The 21,717-nt window shown below is 35.5% G+C and carries 19 protein-coding genes; 18 read left to right on the top strand and 1 reads right to left on the bottom strand.

Going from position 1 to position 21,717, the window contains the following annotated elements; genetic code table 11:
• Positions 1 to 60: 60 nt before the first annotated feature.
• The 8 genes from PUH65_RS05655 (at position 61) to PUH65_RS05620 (ending at position 8,275) form a co-directional block, all read left to right on the top strand.
• The gene (locus tag PUH65_RS05655; RefSeq protein WP_305518841.1) at positions 61 to 738 is read left to right on the top strand and encodes a response regulator transcription factor; all 678 of its coding nucleotides are present in this window, start codon (positions 61 to 63) and stop codon (positions 736 to 738) included.
• Positions 739 to 764: 26 nt separating this feature from the next.
• Positions 765 to 1,796, top strand: a complete 1,032-nt coding sequence (locus PUH65_RS05650; RefSeq protein ID WP_305518840.1) for a cell wall metabolism sensor histidine kinase WalK — start codon at positions 765 to 767, stop codon at positions 1,794 to 1,796.
• A 128-nt stretch (positions 1,797 to 1,924) separates the two neighbouring features.
• Positions 1,925 to 2,500, top strand: coding sequence for a hypothetical protein (locus PUH65_RS05645; protein ID WP_305518839.1), 576 nt, complete (start codon positions 1,925 to 1,927; stop codon positions 2,498 to 2,500).
• Positions 2,501 to 2,748: 248 nt separating this feature from the next.
• Complete coding sequence (locus PUH65_RS05640; RefSeq protein WP_305518838.1) at positions 2,749 to 4,023, top strand: alpha-amylase family glycosyl hydrolase; 1,275 nt, start codon at positions 2,749 to 2,751, stop codon at positions 4,021 to 4,023.
• Between the two features lie 96 nt (positions 4,024 to 4,119).
• Complete coding sequence (locus tag PUH65_RS05635; RefSeq protein ID WP_305518837.1) at positions 4,120 to 4,560, top strand: GreA/GreB family elongation factor; 441 nt, start codon at positions 4,120 to 4,122, stop codon at positions 4,558 to 4,560.
• An 85-nt stretch (positions 4,561 to 4,645) separates the two neighbouring features.
• Positions 4,646 to 5,440 carry a thymidylate synthase gene (locus PUH65_RS05630; protein ID WP_305518835.1) on the top strand — a complete coding sequence of 265 codons (795 nt, stop codon included), beginning with the start codon at positions 4,646 to 4,648 and terminating at the stop codon, positions 5,438 to 5,440.
• A 75-nt stretch (positions 5,441 to 5,515) separates the two neighbouring features.
• Entirely contained in the window at positions 5,516 to 5,740 is a 225-nt protein-coding gene (locus tag PUH65_RS05625) for a hypothetical protein (RefSeq protein ID WP_305518834.1), read from the top strand.
• 21 nt (positions 5,741 to 5,761) lie between these two features.
• Positions 5,762 to 8,275 carry a M1 family metallopeptidase gene (locus PUH65_RS05620; protein WP_305518833.1) on the top strand — a complete coding sequence of 838 codons (2,514 nt, stop codon included), beginning with the start codon at positions 5,762 to 5,764 and terminating at the stop codon, positions 8,273 to 8,275.
• A gap of 82 nt (positions 8,276 to 8,357) precedes the next feature.
• Here the strand turns inward: PUH65_RS05620 and PUH65_RS05615 are convergent, their stop codons facing one another.
• Positions 8,358 to 9,014: a hypothetical protein gene (locus PUH65_RS05615; protein ID WP_305518832.1), complete on the bottom strand. Its 657-nt coding sequence runs from the start codon at positions 9,012 to 9,014 to the stop codon at positions 8,358 to 8,360.
• Positions 9,015 to 9,139: 125 nt separating this feature from the next.
• Between PUH65_RS05615 and PUH65_RS05610 the strand changes: the two genes are divergently transcribed.
• The 10 genes from PUH65_RS05610 (at position 9,140) to PUH65_RS05565 (ending at position 21,680) form a co-directional block, all read left to right on the top strand.
• A complete protein-coding gene (locus tag PUH65_RS05610) occupies positions 9,140 to 10,063 on the top strand; it encodes a J domain-containing protein (RefSeq protein ID WP_305518831.1) in 924 nt (307 codons plus the stop codon).
• Positions 10,060 to 10,338, top strand: coding sequence for a chaperone modulator CbpM (locus PUH65_RS05605; protein ID WP_305518830.1), 279 nt, complete (start codon positions 10,060 to 10,062; stop codon positions 10,336 to 10,338). Before PUH65_RS05610 ends, PUH65_RS05605 begins: the two co-directional genes overlap by 4 nt.
• A 125-nt stretch (positions 10,339 to 10,463) precedes the next feature.
• Positions 10,464 to 12,686 carry a GEVED domain-containing protein gene (locus PUH65_RS05600; RefSeq protein WP_305518829.1) on the top strand — a complete coding sequence of 741 codons (2,223 nt, stop codon included), beginning with the start codon at positions 10,464 to 10,466 and terminating at the stop codon, positions 12,684 to 12,686.
• Positions 12,687 to 12,921: 235 nt separating this feature from the next.
• A complete protein-coding gene (locus tag PUH65_RS05595) occupies positions 12,922 to 15,213 on the top strand; it encodes a GEVED domain-containing protein (RefSeq protein ID WP_305518828.1) in 2,292 nt (763 codons plus the stop codon).
• A gap of 229 nt (positions 15,214 to 15,442) precedes the next feature.
• Complete coding sequence (locus PUH65_RS05590) at positions 15,443 to 17,047, top strand: T9SS-dependent choice-of-anchor J family protein (RefSeq protein ID WP_305518827.1); 1,605 nt, start codon at positions 15,443 to 15,445, stop codon at positions 17,045 to 17,047.
• Positions 17,048 to 17,316: 269 nt separating this feature from the next.
• Positions 17,317 to 17,688, top strand: a complete 372-nt coding sequence (locus PUH65_RS05585; protein WP_305518826.1) for a PadR family transcriptional regulator — start codon at positions 17,317 to 17,319, stop codon at positions 17,686 to 17,688.
• 4 nt (positions 17,689 to 17,692) lie between these two features.
• Positions 17,693 to 19,402: a PspC domain-containing protein gene (locus PUH65_RS05580; protein WP_305518824.1), complete on the top strand. Its 1,710-nt coding sequence runs from the start codon at positions 17,693 to 17,695 to the stop codon at positions 19,400 to 19,402.
• Between the two features lie 293 nt (positions 19,403 to 19,695).
• Entirely contained in the window at positions 19,696 to 20,262 is a 567-nt protein-coding gene (locus PUH65_RS05575; protein WP_305518821.1) for a 1-acyl-sn-glycerol-3-phosphate acyltransferase, read from the top strand.
• Positions 20,263 to 20,278: 16 nt separating this feature from the next.
• A complete protein-coding gene (locus tag PUH65_RS05570) occupies positions 20,279 to 20,695 on the top strand; it encodes a PaaI family thioesterase (protein WP_305518820.1) in 417 nt (138 codons plus the stop codon).
• Between the two features lie 13 nt (positions 20,696 to 20,708).
• Complete coding sequence (locus PUH65_RS05565; RefSeq protein ID WP_305518818.1) at positions 20,709 to 21,680, top strand: chorismate-binding protein; 972 nt, start codon at positions 20,709 to 20,711, stop codon at positions 21,678 to 21,680.
• Positions 21,681 to 21,717: the final 37 nt, after the last annotated feature.

Here is a 21,717-nt window from a genome sequence, read left to right as displayed (position 1 = left end):
GAAATTGATGGGTTTTGGAACCTTTAATTTGACTAATTTTGAAAGAATAAAAAGTTAACAATGCACAAGAAAAAGATTCTTTTGATCGACGATGAGGTTGATATTCTAGAAATTCTCTCTTATAATCTTGAAAAAGAAGGATATTTGGTGACCACCGCAACCAATGGCAATGAAGGAATTCAGAAAGCGAAAGAAATGATTCCCGACTTAATTCTCCTAGATGTGATGATGCCGGAAAAAGATGGAATCGAAACGTGTCAGGAACTTCGCCAGATCAAAGAATTGCAAAATACACTCATTGTTTTTCTTTCTGCCCGAAGCGAAGAGTTTTCTCAGTTGGCTGGTTTTCAAGCCGGAGCAAACGATTATGTGGTGAAAATCATTAAACCAAAAGTGCTTACTTCAAAAATAAATGCGCTTTTACAGTTAACTTCAAAAGTTAGCAACGACGCAAAAGTTCTTAAAATTGGTGATCTGATTATCGACAAAGACAATGTGAAAGTCACCAAAAGTGGACAACATTTTTTATTGCCTAAAAAAGAATTTGACCTTTTATATCTTCTGGCTTCCAATACGGAAAAGGTTTTTAAACGAGAAGAAATTTTAGAAAAAGTATGGGGAAATGATGTCGTTGTTGGAGAAAGAACCATCGATGTGCATATCCGTAGATTGCGTGAAAAACTGGGAATTAATATGATTCAAACATTGAAGGGAATCGGTTATAAATTAGTTGTGTAACTTTGGTAAATAAGCATTAATCATCAATGAAATTTTACCGCCTTACTTTTCTTGCCTCTTTATTCCTAACTGCAGTTATGCTTTTGCTTATCTATCTTTTCGATGAGGTGAAACATTACTTTTCTGATTCTGACCTGCGGTTTTTTATGACCATGCTCATCAGCAGTGTGGCACTTTTGATTATCAATTATCTGGTCGTTGATTTTCTTTTTAATTATTATGGAAAAAGACAGATCAAGAAAATTTCAACCATTTTACCGGAAGAAATTAGAGACGAAGAAACTGACTTAAATTTCAAAGAATTAAGTCAAAGATTTTCTGATCTGAACTTGAAGAATACCACCGAAATCGATACCATGAAAGAAATGGAAACCTATCGGAAAGAATACATCGGTAATATTTCCCACGAAATGAAAACTCCTCTTTTTACCATTCAGGGTTATGTGGATACTTTATTGGAAGGTGGCGTAGAAAACCTGGCAATTCGCGATAAATACTTAGAAAGAATTGATAAGTCTGTAGAACGATTACTGAATATAGTTAATGATTTAGACATGATGAATCAGTTTGAAAGTGGCATGATTACTTTGACTAAAAGCCGCTTCGACCTTAACCATCTTATTCGTGAACTAATCGATATCTTAGATTTAGAAGCACAGAAAAAGAATACTAAAATTGTATTGCAAACCACTTCAACCCAAATTTTTGTTCAGGCAGATAAACAAAAAATATCGCAGGTTTTACTCAATTTAATTTCAAATGCGATTTACTATTCTAATCGGGAAAGTGCCACTGTTACTGTGAAAACTAAAATTCAGAATCAAAAAGTTTTGGTAGAAGTGGAGGACAATGGAATGGGAATAAAACCAGAAATGCTTCCGCGTATTTTTGAACGTTTCTACCGCATTGAATCGAGTAGAAATAGAAATGATGGCGGCTCTGGTTTAGGCCTCGCAATTGTAAAGCATATATTGGAAGCGCATCACGAAAATATCACCGTAGAAAGCACCTATCTGGAAGGAACTAAATTCAGTTTTTTTCTTCAAAAATCCATTTAGTTCGGGGCAAAATTTAAGCAAAACTTTTTAATAAAAAGTCGGTAATAATTTTTTTGTCAAATTTCAATTGCTTTATATTTGCACTCGAATTATAAAGCTAATAATTAATCGAAAAAATTAAGGTAATAATGGTTTACAAGCTGCGGATTATTTTAGACACCAAGGATGATATTTTCAGAGATGTAGAAATTAAAGACAAGCAATGTCTTTGGAACTTGCATTTAGGAATCAAAAGTGCATTTTCATTAATGGGAGATGACTTGTCTGTGTTTAATATTTTAGATGAAGATGGTGTGGTTATTAAATCCGTTCCATTGGAAGATATGAGTGATGATGGCGACGGCGAAATTATGTCTGATGTATACATCAATGAAGCGTTCCAAAAACCGGGAGATAAAATTCACTTCCAGTATGGTTTTATGGATTTATGGGAGTTTTTCTGTGAATTGGTAGAAATTATCGATGAAAAACCTGCCGTAAATTATCCGATTACTGTTTTCCGTTTTGGTAAAATGCCGTTAAAAGCACCAAGTAAAACAGGAACAAAAGCGAAGAGAAATGGAGTAATGCCGTTATTAGATGATGACTTTCCTAGTTTTGAAGATGAACTGAAAGCAACCGCTTTTGACGATGAAGATGATGATGATTTTAATGATGAAGATGATTTCAACGACACTGATGATTTTGAAGATGATGAAGATTAATCAAAAATAGAAAACAATATAAATGACCCTGATGTATTCGGGGTTTTTTTATGGATAAAAAGGAATTTTAGAAAGTAAAGGTCAATAGTGTTTTATAGCATCAACTGCTAATATATACCTCTGTTTTCTTCAGGAATTTCAATAATAAACAATATATTTGTCCGAAATCTTAGCCTAAAAAAGACTCATTTTTTTTACAATTTCAGGCTTATTAATAATTTCCTGCAGAATCAAAAAAATACGACAAAATGGATTTACCCAGCGATTGGAAACACACAACCAATATCTACGAAGTTAACCTCAGACAATATACTCAGGAAGGAACTTTTCGTGCTTTCGAAAAGGAAATGCCGCGACTGAAAGAGATGGGGGTAAAAACGCTATGGTTCATGCCGATTACTCCCATTTCGCAGGAAGTGAAAAAAGGAAGTTTGGGAAGTCAGTATGCCGCGCACGATTATACCGCGATTAATCCTGAGTTTGGAACGATGGAAGATTTTAAAAATTTGGTTGATGAAGCCCACAAAATGGGTTTCAAAGTAATCATTGATTGGGTAGCAAATCACACGGGTTGGGATCATATTTGGACGAAATCTAATCCCGAATACTATCTGAAAGATGATGACGGTAAATTCCATATCGCTTCCGGAATGGATGATATTATCGAATTGGATTATTCCAATCCTGATTTGCGAATTGCCATGATCGAAGCGATGAAATTTTGGGTTCTTGAAGCCGATATTGATGGATTTCGTTGTGATTTAGCAAGTTGGGTTCAGGTTGATTTTTGGGAACAGGCAAGACCTGAAATCGAGAAAATAAAACCGCTTTTCTTTTTAGGAGAATTTGATGAACTCGATCATCCAGAATACGGAAAAGTATTTGATGCCAGTTATGTTTGGAATTGGATGCACAAAACACAAGAGTATAACGAAGGGAAAATTTCTTTTTCAGATTTAAAAAATTTATTGACAAAATATTCCAATATCGGAGACTCTTCAATGAGAGCCTGGTTTACAAGCAATCACGATGAAAATACATGGAACGGAACCGAGTATGAAAAGTACGGTGACTTGGCAATTCCTTTAGCCGTTTTTTCTGTGACTTGGAATGGAGTTCCGCTTCTTTACAATGGTCAGGAATTACCGATGAAAACAAAACGTTTAGAGTTTTTCGAGAAAGATCCAATTCCGTGGACAGGCAATTATGAACTTCAAGATTTCTACAAAATATTATTGACTTTAAAATCTACTAATTCAGCCTTGCGAGGTGGCGATCCCGCGGCGATTACTCATCTTTTAAAAACTTCAGCAGATGATAAAGTACTGGCTTACGTTCGCAAGAATGGAAAAGATGAGGTGTTGACGGTTTTAAATTTCTCCAAAGAAAACGTATCATTTACGATTGATGACGAAAATATTTTCGGAACTTTTAAAAATGTTTTTTCTGGTCCAATAAAAGATTTTTCAAAAGATAAAAGTTTTTACTTACCGATTGGCGGTTATGCGGTGATGGAGAAATAAAGTCGGTTCAAAGAAATAAATAGGAACGAACTTTAGCCCTTTTTACTTGGCCAGATATTTAAATGACTTTAGCCAAAATTTATTTTTAAATTACAAATGAACAAATCAGAAATCCTTCAAATCATTCACGATAAACTTTCAGAGAAGATCGCAACTTTAGAAAAAATGATTTCTGAAACCCGCGCTTCTAACAACGAAACCAAAAGTTCGATGGGCGATAAATATGAAACTTCGCGAGAAATGGTTCAGCAACAAATCAACAATCTGCAGGTTCAGTTGAATGAAAATATCAATGCCCGAAATTCTTTAAAAATAATCAACACCAATCTTCACCAAACAGTTGGTTTAGGAAGTGTAGTCGAAACTGATAAAGGACTATTTTACATTGCAGTTTCATTGGGTGAAATTATATTTAATGAAAACAAAATTTTTGTTATATCTACGGAAAGTCCTTTCGGTAAAGCCTTATTTGGCAAGAGAAAGGGCGATGAGATTTCTTTAAATAATACCAAACAAACGATTCAGAACCTTTGGTAAAAATTCCTATTTTTGTAAATCATTAAATAAATTTTCAATAATTACTCATTGCTCATTATTGATTACTCATTACTTATAACACAACATGCAAAACTACCTCGACCTTCTTCAACATATTTTAGACAACGGAACCGACAAAACCGATAGAACCGGAACTGGAACTCGCAGCGTTTTTGGCTACCAACTTCGTTACGATCTTTCAAAAGGTTTCCCGATGGTGACGACGAAAAAAGTCCATTTGAAATCAATTATTTATGAATTGCTTTGGTTTTTAAAAGGTGATACCAATATTAAATATCTGAATGATAACTTCGTTTCAATCTGGAATGAATGGGCAGATGAAAATGGTGATCTCGGTCCTGTTTACGGCGCACAATGGAGAAGTTGGACAGGTGCAAACGGAAAAGTAGTTGATCAGATTACCGAAGTTATTGATCAAATTAAAAAAAATCCGGATTCTAGAAGATTAATCGTTTCTGCCTGGAATGCTGCAGAAATTCCGAACATGGCTTTAGCGCCTTGTCACGCTTTGTTTCAGTTTTATGTAGCCGATGGAAAATTATCGCTTCAATTGTATCAAAGAAGTGCAGATGTGTTTTTGGGGGTTCCTTTTAATATTGCGAGTTACGCTTTGTTATTAATGATGGTTGCTCAGGTTTGTGATTTAGAAGTGGGCGATTATGTACACACTTTCGGCGATGTTCATATTTACAACAATCATTTTGAACAGGTTCATAAACAACTTTCCCGCACACCGAAACCTTTACCGACCATGAAATTGAATCCGGAAATTAAAAATATTTTCGATTTTGATTTTGAAGATTTTACTTTAGAAAATTATTCTCCAGATCCGGGAATAAAAGCACCAGTTGCGATTTAAAAATATAATTAAAGTGGAGTAGTATAACTTCACTTTTTTTGTAACTTTTCTTTTAAATTAGATACCAATCATTTAATGAAATCATTAAAAATTAACCTCGAAGAAAATGCTGATCTCGGTAAGTTAACCGAACTTTTAATTTTGATTAAAGGCATCAAGTCTGTTGAACTCATCAATCATGAAAATGATGAAAGCGATTTGAAAAAAGCCGTCAACAAAAGCAAAGAACAATTAAAAAGTGGTGACTATGAATCGTTTGTGAATGATTTGTTCGAAACCTTTGTCAATAAGAAATCTTAAATAGAAAACTACACTTTAAATATGAGAAAACTAATTATATCCATTAGTTTAGTCGGGATTTTCTTTTCCGGAAATATCTTCGCACAAACCAATACTTCTGGTAGAACAGAAATTTATCAGCAAACGCATACGCTTACAACCGAACTTAAACATACCAAACTAAAGGTGAAGTTTGACTATGAAAAAGAACAGATGGCGGGTGAAGAATGGCTTACTGCTGCGCCTTATTTTTATCCAACCGATTCTTTGGTTTTGGATGCGAAAGCGATGTTGATTCACGAAGTTGCATTGGATAAAAACGGAACAAAATCTCCTTTAAAATTTGAGTATAAAAATGATATGCTCAAAATTAATCTGGATAAAACCTATACCAAAAATCAAGATTATACGGTTTACATTAAATATACGGCTCGTCCGAATGAGGTTTCACAAAAGGGAAGTGCTGCAATTAGCGATGCCAAAGGATTGTATTTTATAAATGCGCAGGGAAAAGATCCAGATAAGCCAACACAAATTTGGACTCAAGGTGAAACTGAAGCAAGTTCTGCCTGGTTTCCGACAATCGATAAACCGAATCAAAAAACAACTCAGGAAATCTACATGACCGTTCCCGATAAATACGTGACTTTATCGAATGGTTTAATGAAATCTTCCACCAAAGAAGGCAATGGTTTGCGAACTGACCATTGGGTAATGGATAAAAAACATGCACCGTATTTATTTTTCATGGGAGTTGGTGATTATGCAATAGTGAAAGACAAATGGCGAAATATAGACGTGGATTATTATGTTGAAAAAGAATACGAACCTTATGCAAAACAGATTTTTGGCAACACCCCAGAGATGTTGGAGTTCTTTTCTAAAAGATTGAATTACGATTATCCGTGGTCCAAATTTGCTCAGATGACTGCGAGAGATTATGTTTCAGGTGCCATGGAAAATACAACTGCCGTTCTTCACCAAGAATCTGCGCAACAAAAACCTGGAGATTTAATCGATGAAAATGGTTGGGAAGATACCATTGCGCACGAATTATTTCACCACTGGTTTGGTGATTTAGTAACGGCTGAAAGTTGGAGTAATTTAACGGTTAATGAATCTTTTGCAAACTATTCTCAATATTTGTGGAACGAACATAAATACGGAAAAGATATTGCTGATTACGGTTTGATGAAAGAAAGTAAAGGATACATGATGGATCCTTCTAATCCGACCAAAGATTTGGTGCGTTTCAATTATCATACGCGCGAAGATATGTTTGATGGTGTTTCTTATAATAAAGGAGGTGCAATTCTTCACATGTTGCGAAATTATTTAGGCGACGATGCGTTTTTTGCTGGCTTAAACGATTATTTGAAAACCAACGAATATGGAACCGGTGAAGCACAGCAACTTCGTTTATCATTAGAAAAAGTTTCGGGCAAAGATCTGAACTGGTATTTCAACCAATGGTATTACGGCAGCGGACATCCCAAACTTAGTTACACAACTACTTTCGAACCGGTGAAAAAACAAGTTACGGTAACCATTAACCAAAATCAACTTGGCGACAAATTTCAGTTTCCGTTAGCGCTTGATTTATATGAAAATGGAAAACCGACCCGTAAGAATGTTTGGGTAAATGCGAAAGAGAAAAACAATTTCACTTTCACCGTTTCAAAAAATCCTGAATTGGTTAATATTAATGCAGATGGAGTTTTGCTTTCAGAAATTACCGAGACCAAAACACCGGAACAATATTTTACGCAATATCAAAATTCAAAGGAATTTTTGAGCAGGTTTAATGCGGTTGAAAATGCTGGCGAAAACGCTGCTAAAAATCCAACTGCATTAAAAACTTTGGTTGCTGCTTTAAAGGATTCTAATTTTAGAATTAGAATGAAAGCCTTGAGTGGGTTAGATTTATCAAAACCTGATCAGGCAAAAGTGGCAATTTCTGAAGTGGAGAAAATGGCTTCTGCCGATCCGAAAACTTTGGTTCAAGGTGCAGCAATTTCTGCTTTAGGAAAAACAAAAGACAAGAAATATCTTTCACTTTTTGAAAAAGGAATGAACGCTGTTTCTAATTCGGTGAAAGCAAATTCCTTGGCAGGTATCGCAGCGGTTGATCCATCAAGAGTCACAGTTTTGGCAGAAAAGATTGACTTAGAAGGAGCGAGCGATGATTTGATTGCAGAACTTTTACCCATTATTGTGAAAAATAAAATCGAAAAGCAAATGTCGGCTATTGCATCAACTGCAGCGTTTTATCCGTTTCTAAAATTCCAGAATCCAGAATTGGGAGCCGCCGCAGAAGATGGTTATAACTGGATTATGAGTTCTGATAACTTGAAAGCAACCGAAAACATAACCAAAGTTTTAGGTCAGGTTAAAGGTCAAATCGGGAGCAATCCACAAGCGAAAATGATGATTGTTCAAATTTTACAAGATGGACTATCTAAAAAGATGCAGGTTTTAAAAGCGAATCCGAGCAGTACAACCATTAATGCTCAGATTGATTTAATTAATAGAATGATTGAGAATTATAAAAAATAGATTTTGCTAAATATAAAAATGACTCTGGAATTGGTTCTGGAGTCGTTTTTTTTGGTGCAATATTTTAAAAGACATACTTTTTTTAAGTTGTCCATTGATCGTTAACCACTGCGACTAAATAAAACGTTCTATCTAATTCCTCGAAAACGAATCGCAAGCAATTCCAGTCCATGCCGCCGTATTCTTCAGAACCAGGGATGTAATTTTCTGTGAAATATTGGGTTGGATAAACCTTTTTTAGGTTGTTCAAAGAATTTCCGTTGCCTTTAAAAGTGTTAAAATAAAATTCACCTTTAGTAAAGTCTTTTCTGAAAACCCAATCTTCTAAATATTTTCTAATAGAAAGTACGAGTGGATCACCAGTTCCATCTTTTTCGCCCCAGGTAAATTTAATAGTGCTGGGCGCATACTTTAAATAATCTTCTTTCGTGAACCGCTTGTCTTGTTTTGGATTAAGGTGAGCATACATTGAAAACTGAACCCCTTTTTGCGGATGGATGTAATTTGAAAATTTTGCGAAATCTTTAAACTTCAAGGTTGACAGGATTTCGTGGTTCAGCATTTTCAAACTTTCTTCTTTGTTTAAAGTTTCACTTTCTGTAGTTGTTTCAGCCATTTTAGTAGAGTCAATCGGAATAACTGAAGTATAATCTTTCTTTGAAATTTCGGAATTGGTTTTGCTTTCTTTGGAGCAGAATACCATTGAAAAAAGGATCAATATATAAACGAGTTTTTTCATAGTGTCAGATCTTTGTTAATGAAATTAGTTTCTTTAAAAATAGGAAAATATAAATAGAAAGTTTTAACAGAACTTTACCACATCATTCATTTTAGATTTTTTAAATTTGAGTAAATCATTTTTCTATGGCATATATTGATTATTACAAAGTTTTAGGCATTGATAAAAAAGCGACTGCCGACGAAATAAAAAAAGCCTACCGGAAATTGGCACGGAAATACCATCCAGACGTAAATCCTGGTGATAAGGAAGCGGAAAGAAAATTTAAAGAACTTAATGAAGCCAATGAAGTTCTGAGCAATCCGGCGAATAGAGCCAAGTATGATCAGTATGGTGAACACTGGAAACATGGCGAACAATATGAACAGGCTCAACAGCAACACCGCTCCCATCAATCCAGACAAGGTGCGAATTATGGTGGGTTTTCTGAGTCAGATTTTGGCGAAGGTGCCGATTTTTCTGATTTTTTCCAAAGCATGTTTGGCGCAGGTAGTGGCGGTTTTTCAGGAAGTTCTAGAGGAAGAGCCTCTGGTAAATTTAAGGGTCAGGATGTGGAAGCAACATTAAATTTGCATTTGCGTGATGCTGCGAAAACACATCAGCAAACTTTTGATATTAATGGCAAGAAAGTAAGAATTACCATTCCGGCAGGGATTGCTGATGGCCAGAAAATTAAACTAAAAGGTCACGGAAACCCAGGTCATAATGGCGGACCTAGTGGAGATTTGTTTATTACTTTTAATATTGCAGAAGATCATCAGTTTAAAAGAATAGGCAATGATTTGACTGCCGATCTGGAAATCGATTTGTATACGGCAATTCTGGGTGGCGAAACATTAGTGAAAACAATAGATGGAGCCGTAAATTTAAAAGTGAAGCCAGAAACGCAGAATGGAACCAAGGTTAAATTAAAAGGCAAAGGTTTTCCGGTTTATAAAAAAGAAGGAGAGTTTGGTGATTTGTATGTTACTTACGTGGTGAAAATACCAACCAATTTAACCGATCAGGAAAGAGAGTTATTTCTTCAACTAAAAAAAATATCGAAATGAGCGACAGAATATCACGCGAAGAGTTGGTGAGAATCTACAATATTGAAATCACTTTTTTTGATTCATTGGAAGAAGCAGGCCTCCTTAAAACTGAAACAGAGAACAATACTACCTATTTACGTTATGACGAACTAGCAACTTTTGAAAAGTTTACTAACTGGCATTATGATCTAGAAGTAAATCTTGCCGGTTTGGAAGTGATCCATCATCTTTTACATAAGATTGAAGAACTTCAGCACAAAAAAATTAGTCTAACTGAAAATATAAATCTGTAAAGAAAAGCGGTTTTTTATTCGAATATTATATTTTTAACATCAAAAATATAACGATATTTCATTGGTTGATTTTTTTATGTGAATATATTTTATTTTATTTGTAATACATTTAAAAAATTATTTATATGAAAAAACTTTTACTATCGTGCTTTTTAGCACTTGGAATTGGTGCAAATGCACAGTACAATTATGTCGGGGACTTCGAGGGAAGTGCGGCTATCTATGGACAATTTGGAACGGGTAGCATTACGGCGGCGGCTGCTTGCACCGGTTCATTTGGTGGGCAATTAGCACCCACAGCTGTAACAACGCAGACTGGTTGGATGATGCAATTGGAGGAGGTAACACTTTTGAATCCTGCACAAACAAACAATAGCCAGGCAGCTACTGTGACGATCGGTTATAAAAAAGATTCTGGTCCAGTTGGAAGTGTGGTCCCAATGTTATTTGTATATGACGAAGATGCTGATTCATGGAGTTTAGTTCAGATTGGTAATCCTGTAGCTGTAACCTCTGCTGCAACTACCACTTGTGCAACAATTACCGGTACAATTCCTGCTGGGGTTATGACTGCAGATGGTGTTTATGGTGTAGGTGCGTGGTATATAAGAACATCAGGAACCGGAAATGTTTATTTCGATAATATTTCTATTGTTCAAGATATTGTTGCTACCGCTCCGGCTTGTACTATATTCACGGCTCCTTTGGATGGTTCTACTGTTGGTTATGGAGCGTTTAATATGAAGTGGGCTCCAACAGCTACAGCAACTGCATACAAATTGACAGTTGGAACAACTCCAGGTGCTTCAGATGTATTTAGTGGTACTATTACAGGTGGTGTTACTAATAAGTTCGTGCCAGTACAGAAAAACAAAACTTATTATGCAAAAGTAGTTCCTACGAATGCTAATGGGGATGCAACAGGTTGTACTGAAATTTCATTTATGACTAATTCAACACTTGATTATTGCGCAGTAGATGTTACAACGCTTAATCCAAATTATGAAAGAATTTCTAATGTTAAATTTGCTAATATTAATAATCCTTCAACTGCTGTAGTGGCATATGAAGATTTTACATCGATTGTAGCAAATGTGGTAAAAGGTAAAACTTACCCAATGACTGTAACCATTACTGGTTTCGATACCGATAAAACAAGTGTGTGGATTGACTATAACCAAGATGGCGATTTTAGTGCTAGTGAAAGAGTTGATCTTACAAGTACTGCATCTGCTACTGGAAATATTGCAATTCCAACTACTGCACTTACAGGTAATACAAGAATGAGAATCAGAGTAAATTATTCTACTGCTCCTGAAGCTTGTGGGACTACGTCGTATGGTCAGGTTGAAGATTATACCGTAAATATTGCTGAGCCTACATTACCAAACTGTACAACGGTTACTGCAGCGCCGCTTCAGGCTCCAAATACAACATTAACTTGGGTCGAAGATTCGATGGCTACAGGATATAAAGTTTATGTAGGATCTACTCCGGGTGCGACAGATATTGCTAACGGTGTAGTTGTTTCTACGCTTAACTTTGTAGTAAATGGACTTCAGAGAAACACAGCCTATTATGCTAAAGTTGTTCCAACGAACAGTCTAGGAGATGCTTCAGGATGTGCCGAAATTACATTCACGACTCCTGCAAACTGGACTTACTGTGCGGCTACACACACTACTGTTAACGCAGATAGAATTTCTAATGTAGCATTTGCTAACATTAACAACCCAAGTACACTTACGACTGTACCAGGTGGTTATGAAAACTTTACTGCTGTTGTTGGAAATGTTGTAATTGATGGAATGTATCCAATATCTATTACTGCAGCAAGTGGTAATGCAAATGACAAGGTAAAAGTTTGGATCGATTATAACCAAAATGGTGTTTTCGAAGATTCTGAAATGACCCTGTTAACTTACGCAAGTATTACCTCATCAACTGGAAATATTACAATTCCTTCAGATGCATTACTAGGGAATACTCGTATGAGAATCAGATTGGCAAGACAAGCAAATGCTGCTTCAATTGTAGCTTGTGGTAACATTTCTGGGCAAGGTAGGACTCAAGACTACACAATTAACGTAGCAGCTCCAACTCAGGCGACTGCTTCAGTTTCTAAAAACAGCGTTTCTGTTTATCCTAACCCTTTCCAGGATGTATTGAAAATTTCTGATGTGAAAGGAGTTAAATCAATCTCTGTAAGTGATGCTTCAGGAAGAGAGGTTAAGAACATGAAAGCTTCTGCTGAACTGAACCTTTCAGACTTGAAAACAGGAATGTACATGGTTACTCTTCATATGGAAGATGGAACTGTAAAAACGTTCAAAACGATTAAAAAATAATCTTTAGTTATTATTTATATAGGAGCCGCCTCATTTTTGAGGCGGCTTTTTTGTTGAAAATTGGCAAGATTTATTTTTTATTTAAAGGCTGACTGTAAACAGGATTTCAAAATAAAAACATCTTAAATATGAATGTGGCAATGAAAATTAAAAAACCTTATGAATAATTAATCTTATTATTTTTTTATGTGACTATATTTCATTTTATTTGTGATACATTTAAAAAATTATTTACATGAAAAAAATTCTACTAGCGTGCTTTATGGCACTAGGTATTACATCAAACGCTCAGTACAACTATACTGGCGATTTTGAAGGGGGCGAAAATCCTGGACCAGGTTATGCTCAGTTTGGTGGCGGTGCTGTGGTTGCCTCAGCAGCGTGTAACGGAGCGTTTGGAGGAGAGATTGCAATTAGTAACACTTATACCAATTCAGGCTGGATGGTTGATACAAGTGATTTGCCACAGACTGGAAACGGGCAAAAGGTTAGTCTAAGCGCAAGTTATAAAAAACCTGCAGGTTTTGTAGGAACGATCTCCTTAGCATACTTTGTTTATAACGATGCAACAGACAACTGGACAGTATATCCGCTTGGAACCGCAACAAGTTTAACTGCACCAGCAATTACATCATGTACTACGCTAACAGCAACAATTCCTACAGGAACATTGCAGCCTAGTCAAAAGATAGGATTTGGAGTATGGATTGTAAAACCTGCTTCAGGTGGTGTGAATGGAAGTGTTTACGTAGATGATATTACAATCAGTCAAGAAATTGTTAACTCTGCACCAGCATGTACATCTTTAGTAACGCCTGTTGAAGGTTCTACTATTTCGGGTGGAACAGGTTTATTTACTTGGGCAAGTGCAGACAAAGCGGTAAATTATAAATTAACTGTAGGGACTACTTCTGGTGCTTCAGACCTTTATAATGGAACTGTTGCAGGAACTTCAGCAAATGTTCCACTACCGACCAATAAAACTTTATTTGCTAAATTGGTGCCATCTAATAATGTTGGCGATGCGACAGGTTGTACCGAAGTTTCCTTTAGTACAAATGATCAGATTGCTTATTGTGGTCCAATCATTACGACCCTACCAGGATCGGCCTATCCAATTTCTGCGGTTACTTTTGCCGGAAAAGGACCTAATACTTCAAGTGCGACAGTTGGTTCTGTGGGTTATGAAAATTTTACAAGTTATGTTTTTGATGCGGTTGCGGGTAACACTTATCCATTATTGGTATCAGGGACAGGATTGGGTGCAAACAGATTTGGTATGACTGTGTGGATTGACTGGAATAACAATGGTAACTTTGATGATGCTGGAGAGCAGTATTTTGTTGCTCCTGGAACTCTTCTGGGTGGTACTGGTGCAGTCGTTAATTTGACAGGAAATATATCTGTTCCAGCTTCTGCTACTCTTGGGAACAAAAGAATGAGAATTAAGTACAATTTCAGCAGTTCTACTACTGCTTTACACGAAGCTTTATCTACGGCTTGTACCAATATGGGTAACGGTCAGACTGAGGACTATACCATAAATGTTATTGAACGTACTTTACCAAGTTGTACATCTGTTACAGCATTGCCGCTTCAAGCTCCTAATACAACTTTGACTTGGGTTCAAGATACTATGGCTACAGGATATAAAGTGTATGTAGGATCTACTCCTGGAGCAACAGATATTGCTAACGGTGTGGTTGTTTCTACGCTTAGTTTTATGATAAATGGACTTCAGAGAAACACAACCTATTATGCTAAAGTTGTTCCAACGAATAATTTGGGAGATGCTTCAGGATGTGCTGAAATTTCATTTACTACGCCAGCAAACTGGACTTACTGTGCTGCAACTCATACGACTGTAAATGCAGATAGAATTTCTAATGTAGCATTTGCAAATATTAACAACCCAAGTGCACTTACAACTGTACCAGGTGGCTACGAAGACTTTACTGCTGTAATAGGAAACGTAGTTGTTAATGGGATGTATCCAATGACTATTACAGCAGCAAGTGGTAATGCAAATGATAAAGTGAAGGTTTGGATTGATTATAACCAAAATGGTGTTTTCGAAGATTCTGAAATGACTTTATTAACTTATTCAAGTGTTACCTCATCAGCTGGAAATATTACAATTCCTTCTGATGCTTTACTAGGGAATACCCGTATGAGAATCAGATTAGCAAGACAAGCAAATGCTGCTTCAATTGTAGCTTGTGGTAATATTGCTGGTCAGGGTAGAACTCAAGACTATACAATTAACGTGGCGGCTCCAAATCAGGCGACTGCTTCTGTTTCTAAAAACAGCGTTTCTGTTTACCCTAATCCTTTCCAAGATGTATTGAAAATCTCTGATGTAAAAGGAGTTAAATCGATCTCTGTAAGTGATGTTTCAGGAAGACAGGTTAAGAACATGAAGCCTGCTGCTGAATTAAACCTTTCAGATTTGAAAACCGGGCTGTATATCGTTACTCTTTACATGGAAGATGGAACGGTTAAATCGGTTAAAGCAATCAAAAAATAATATTTTTTATTATTAACATAGGAACCGCCTCATTTTTGAGGCGGTTTTTTTTATTGAAAATTTTCAATATATCTTCTTTATTTGAAAATGCGAATTGTAAAAAGAGAATTATTTTTAAATTAGAATATGGTAACAAAATGTAAAAAATATTATGAATAATTAGTATAATTATTTTTTTATATGAATTTATTTCATTTTATTTGTGATACATTTAAAAAAATATATTTATATGAAGAAAATTTTACTATCGTGCTCTTTAGCACTGGGAATCTTTGCAACTGCTCAGTTTTCCCAAAATTTTGATGCAGCGACAACAGTACCTGCAGGTTGGACAGTCATAAACGGTGGTGATCCAAATGGTTTTACTTTTGGTATTCCTACAACTAGCGCTGGTGTTCCAGCAGCTCACAGTGGTGCTAACGTTGCCAGAATTGCATTTAATGCTGCCGCTCACGATGATTATTTAGTTACCCCCGCAATTACCGTAGTCGCAGGTGTTAATGACAGGATTTCATTTTGGGTAGCGAGTTATAGTAGTGCTTATTTGGAAAATTATAACGTTATGTTGTCAACAACAACTCCAACTGCTGAAGCTTTTACTACAACACTTAAAGCGACTTCTAAAGCACCGAATGCTTGGACTAAAGTGAGTTTAGATCTTACTCCTTATGTTGGTCAAACGGTGTATGTTGGTCTTCATGCTGTAGATACGGATCAATTCCATTTATACTTTGATACTGTTGTGAATGATACAGCGCCAACAACTATTCCTGCTTGCACATCAATTTCATCACCTGCAAATGGTGCAACTGCTGTTACTGTAAGACCAAACTTCACTTGGAGTAATTCTGAATTGGCAGATGGTGGTTATAAATTAACAGTTGGAACCACAACAGGTGCAAGCGATGTAGTAAACGTAAATTTACCAGCGAGCACAACTTCTTATATTGCACCGACCTCGTTAACACCATTGCAAGCGAATACTACTTATTATGCGAAAGTAGTAGCATACAACGGTGTTGGTGATGCAGAGAATTGCGTAGAAACTACTTTTACAACTGGCGCAAATCCTCTACAACCTTATTGCGGACCAATGGCTACTAATGCCCCTACACAACTTGCTCCTATTACTTCTGTGATTTTTGCAGGAGAAACGAAAACCTCAGATGAAACAGCAACAACTGTCGGGGTGTTCGATCTTAATCAAGCATTTTTAAATCCTAGTTTTTCAGTAAAAAATAACGTTACTTCTGTTCCGTTAACTATTGAAGGTATTGCTCTAGGCGGTGGAAATGGTTGGGCAATGTCAGTATTTGTAGACTGGAATGATGACGGTGATTTTGTTGATGCAGGTGAATCATACTTTAATACTACGGCCACAATGAAAAGAACAACCGTAGTTTCTGCAACAAACAAAGCTACTTTAACTGGTAATATTACCATTCCAGCAGGAACTACTTTTGGTGTTAAGAGAATGAGAATTAAGTATAACTTCTCTGGGACTACAATAAATCTTCCGCTTACGACTGCTTGTACCGACATGTCTAATGGTCAAGTTGAAGATTATACAATCAATTATGAAGAGTTTTTAGCCGTAGGAAATAATACGAAAACTTCGTTGTCTGTTTTCCCTAATCCTTTCCAGGATGTATTGAAAATTTCAGATATTAAAGGTGTTAAATCAATTTCTGTTAGTGATGTTTCAGGAAGACAGGTTAAAAATATGAAGCCTGCTGCTGAACTGAACCTTTCAGATTTAAAAACTGGAATGTATATCGTTACTCTTAACATGGAAGACGGAACAGTTAGATCATTCAAAACAATCAAAAAATAATAATTAGTTATTATAAAGTAGGAACCGCCTCAATTTGAGGCGGTTTTTTTTATTGCTTATTTAATGATTTAATGGGGGTTTCCATCAATATTAAAATATAACTAATATAAACTTTAAATAATTTAAAATTTTACTACTTTGTATTGCATAATACTAAAATGTTTTTATATCTTTGCATTGTAAGATTGGTTAAAACGATTCATTTTAGTAAGGATTGATTTTAGATAATCTTGCAAGTAATTATTAAACTAATTAATAACCCATAAATAATGAACACAGAAAACACCAAAGCGCAAATGCGAAAAGGAATTCTGGAATTCTGTATTTTAAGTTTAATTAATGAAAAAGAAATGTATGTCTCTGATCTCATTGATGAACTGAAAAAAGGAAAACTAGATGTGGTTGAAGGAACTCTTTATCCGCTCCTTACCCGATTGAAAAACGGCGAGTTTCTTTCCTACCGCTGGGAAGAATCTACCGGAGGGCCACCCAGAAAATATTACCAGTTGACCGAAAAAGGGAAATTATTCCTGACAGAACTGCTCAATACCTGGAATGAACTTACAGATTCTGTAAACCAAATTACTAAAAACAATAACCCAATGAACGCTCCTGAAAATTCGTTCGAACCTAATAACTAAAACGATGAATAAGACACTCTCAATAGGACTTGCCGGTTTCTCTTTCACCATAGAGGAACACGCCTACATAAAACTTAGCGATTATCTTGCAGCTCTTAGAAGTTCTTTGGATGTAACCGAAGCAGATGAAGTGATGCACGATATCGAAATTAGAATGGTCGAGATTTTTAAGGATGCACTCGGAAAAAGAGAAGTAATTAATGATACTGATGTTGAAAGAGTAATTGCTCAAATCGGCACCCCAGAAAAGATTGAAGAACAGGAGGAAGCTTATTTTTCCGAAAAAACATCGAAAGGTAAAAAAGAACAAAAATCTTCTGCAAACTTCAATGGGCAGAAACAATTGTTCCGTGATCCTGAACATGAGAAAATTGCTGGTGTTTGTGCTGGTTTAGCACATTATGTCGGTATGGATATCAGCGCGATGCGTGCTATTTGGTTAGGAATTGCAATTTTAGGAATTTTTACAGCCGCGATCTCTACCTCATTAATCATTCTTATTTATATCATTCTTTGGATTGTTTTGCCGAGAGCAGAAAATGCAACCGATTTTTTGAAAATGAAAGGGAAACCCTTAAATTTCGATAACCTTAAGGAAGAATCAACCAAAATTGTACAGTTTGCAAATGAATCTACACAGAAGGTAGGAGCGTTGTATAACGAAAATAAACCTTACATCAACAAAGCAGGTAGTGGACTTTGGGCAGTGGTAAGATATTTTCTGGGAGCGATTTTAGCAATGATGGGACTTTCATTACTAGTAGGGTCATTTGCAATCCTAGGTTTCGGTTTTAGCGGAACCAGTAATATCAACTTTTTTAGCAACCTTGGATTTTATTTGCAAGACAGTAATCTTGGTTTCATCGTAATTGCATTGTCGTTTTTGACTGCTTTTATTCCAGGACTCATCTTTACCTATTTGGCAATAAAGTTATTTTCTCCCAAAACCAAATTTAATAATACAGGATATGTGATCGGGGCTTTGGTTTTACTATGGATTGGTTTGGGGGCTGCAACAGGTTTTTCTGCCATCAAATTCAAAACACAATACAGCGGAACCAATGATGATACAGAGAATGTAGCCATCAATACGACCTCAGATTCTATCCTTATAGATATGAAAAAAGTAGTCATTCCACAAAACTTTAAATCATATTGGGATGATGTTTATTCTGATGGGAAAACCATTTATAAAGAGGATTACCCAAGATTAGATGTTACCAGAAAAGATGTAAAAGCGCCGTATCTTGAAATCAAAAAAAGAGCAGACGGTTATAATTTGCCGATGAGAGTAAATGTACCATTGGAAATAGTTGACAATAAAATTACACTTCCAAATTACTTCTCTTATCCATACACCGATCGTTTCCGGGATTACCGGGTTGATTATGAGTTGGTTATTCCGAAACATATGAAAGTTGTTTCGTTAAATGATGAACGTGGATTTTCGGTTGATGATGATGAGTATAATGATAACAGTAACAATAATACAAATAGCAGCGAAGATGATGACTCGGTAACCGTGAAATCAGGAAAAAATTCAATCATCGTTCCTTCTGATAATGCAGATTCTATTATTGTTAATGGTAAAAAAGTAGGTAAAAAAGAAGCAGAACTCATCATCAAAAAAATGAAATTTAATTCAGATGATGTTGAGAATGTAGATATCTCCATTAAAAATGGAAAAAAAGAAATCTCCATCAAAACTAAATAATGAATAGGAAATATTTAATAAAAATTAACATTTACGAAATTCTTTTTATAGAATTTTATTCTTAATTTCGTACAGTTAATTTATAACAGATTAATTAACACCTAAAAATCTCGTATTATGGTACAGTTTGTTTTAGAAATAGCAATTAAGATAATAGATTTCGTTAGCAGTTTATTATTCTAAGAATATTAATTCAATATCTTTGTAAAGTATAACCAGTTGAGTTTGGTTATACTTTTTTGTTTAAAAACTCACTAAAAAATACTGGTTTTCAATTCCAAATTTTCAATTTTATGAAAAAACTATTCGGTAAATTAATGCTTAAGATTCTCGGCTGGAAAGTTGTTTTAGAAGGCGACGTAGATAATCTTGATCGTTGCATTCTCGTTGTAGCTCCACATACTTCAAATGACGAATATATGTTGGGTAACTTCGCTTATTGGTCTTTAGGAAAACCCTTGAAAGTTATTATTAAAGATCAACATACCAAAGCTTGGTATGGCTTTTTAATCAAAGCAATGGGTGGTGTAGGAATTGATCGTTCCCAGAAAAATGATTTGGTAAAGTTTGTGGTTGACCTCTTTAAAAAGGAAAGTTTTTCTTTGGTTATTACTCCAGAAGGAACTAGAAGTTGGGTGCCAAAATGGCGAAAAGGATTTTACCATATGGCGATCAATGCAAAAGTGCCCATCGTAATTGCTTCTGGTGATTTTAAGGAGAAAACGATTTATCTGGGTAAAAAGATTTCGGTGGAGGAATTAGAAACCAGATCTTATGAAGATATCATGACCGAACTCGAAGAATATTATACCCACAGAACCCCGAAAGTTCCTGAAAATTGGAATCCGAAGATTTTCTAATTTTAACAAGTAATTTATGGAAAACAAAGAACAAATCTTAGAAAAATTAAATAACTGGGGTGGCGAATCCTTAGGAAAAACTTTAGATATTATTTTTACTGATGTTACTGATGATTCGTTAACTGCAACAATGCCAGTAACGCCAAGAGTTCATCAACCTTACGGAATTATGCACGGTGGTGCGAGTTGCGTTTTGGCAGAAACTTTGGGCTCTTGCTTATCAGTAATCCACGTTGATACGAAAAAATTTGCTCCTGTTGGAACAAATATTAACTCAAATCATTTGCGAAGTAAAAAAGACGGGATCGTAACTGGGACTGCAAGATTCATTCGAAAAGGAAATACCATGCATGTTTCCGAAATCGAGATTCGCGATGAAAAAGGAACGCTCATTAATCATACCACGATGACCAATAATATTATTCCGCGCTAAATATTACGAATTGATGTTGTGTTTCCGATATCCTTTTTCTGACCAAATTTTTACAACTGAAGAAAACTCAAACAGTAATCTGGTTCGTTTTGTGTCATTTAACAATTCAGAACAGGTTGATTTTAAAGGAGATATTAAAGAAATTTCCTTAAATCAATTTTTAGAAGATGAGGTTTTTTCAGATGTTTCGTTATCAGAATTAATTGATTTTGAGGAAGAAACAGAACCGCATTATTTAGAAAAAATTCAGCAGGTTATTGAATTTGTTAAAGAAAACAGTCTCTCTAAACTGGTTATTTCCCGTAGAAAATTGGTGAGGTTAGAGCATCAAAAAATCAGTTTATCTCAAACTTTTCTTAATCTTTGCAATTCTTATCCAAATGCCTTTGTCTATTTTTTTATTAAAAATGATCGATGTTGGATTGGCGCATTTTCAGAAGTTTTGGGAAGGTTTAATAAAAAATCGTCTGAGTTTGAAACGATGAGTTTGGCCGGAACAATTCCCATAAATGAAAACTGGACGACCAAAGAAATTGAAGAACAACAAGCGGTTACGGATTATGTTGCAACGGTTTTAAAAGATTATTCTGCTCAGGTTACCTGTTCTGAAACGCATGACCATCCTTCCGGAAACATCAAACATTTACGAACTGATTTTAAAGCGAATATCAAAAGCGAAGAGGTAGAAAAATTAATTTCAGACTTGCATCCTACTCCAGCTGTTTGTGGTTTCCCGAAAGAATTTTGTAAAAATGCAATTGCGCAGTTTGAAGAGCATTCACGCGCTTTTTATGCGGGTTATATTAAAGTAGAAGATGAGGAAACGATACAGTATTTTGTCAATTTAAGATGTGCGGAGATCTTCCGGAATGCCGCATTATTATATGTCGGCGGTGGCATTACCGCAGAAAGTTCGCCCGAAAAAGAATGGCGGGAAACAGAACTGAAAGCAGAAGCAATTTTGAAAAATTTATCTTTTACTTAAAATCTGACTTTCTTTTTTTCTATCTAAATGAAAACCG

Source organism: Kaistella sp. SH40-3 (genome assembly GCF_030686865.1).
Taxonomy (GTDB): domain Bacteria; phylum Bacteroidota; class Bacteroidia; order Flavobacteriales; family Weeksellaceae; genus Kaistella.
This window is presented reverse-complemented; position numbering and strand designations above follow the sequence as displayed.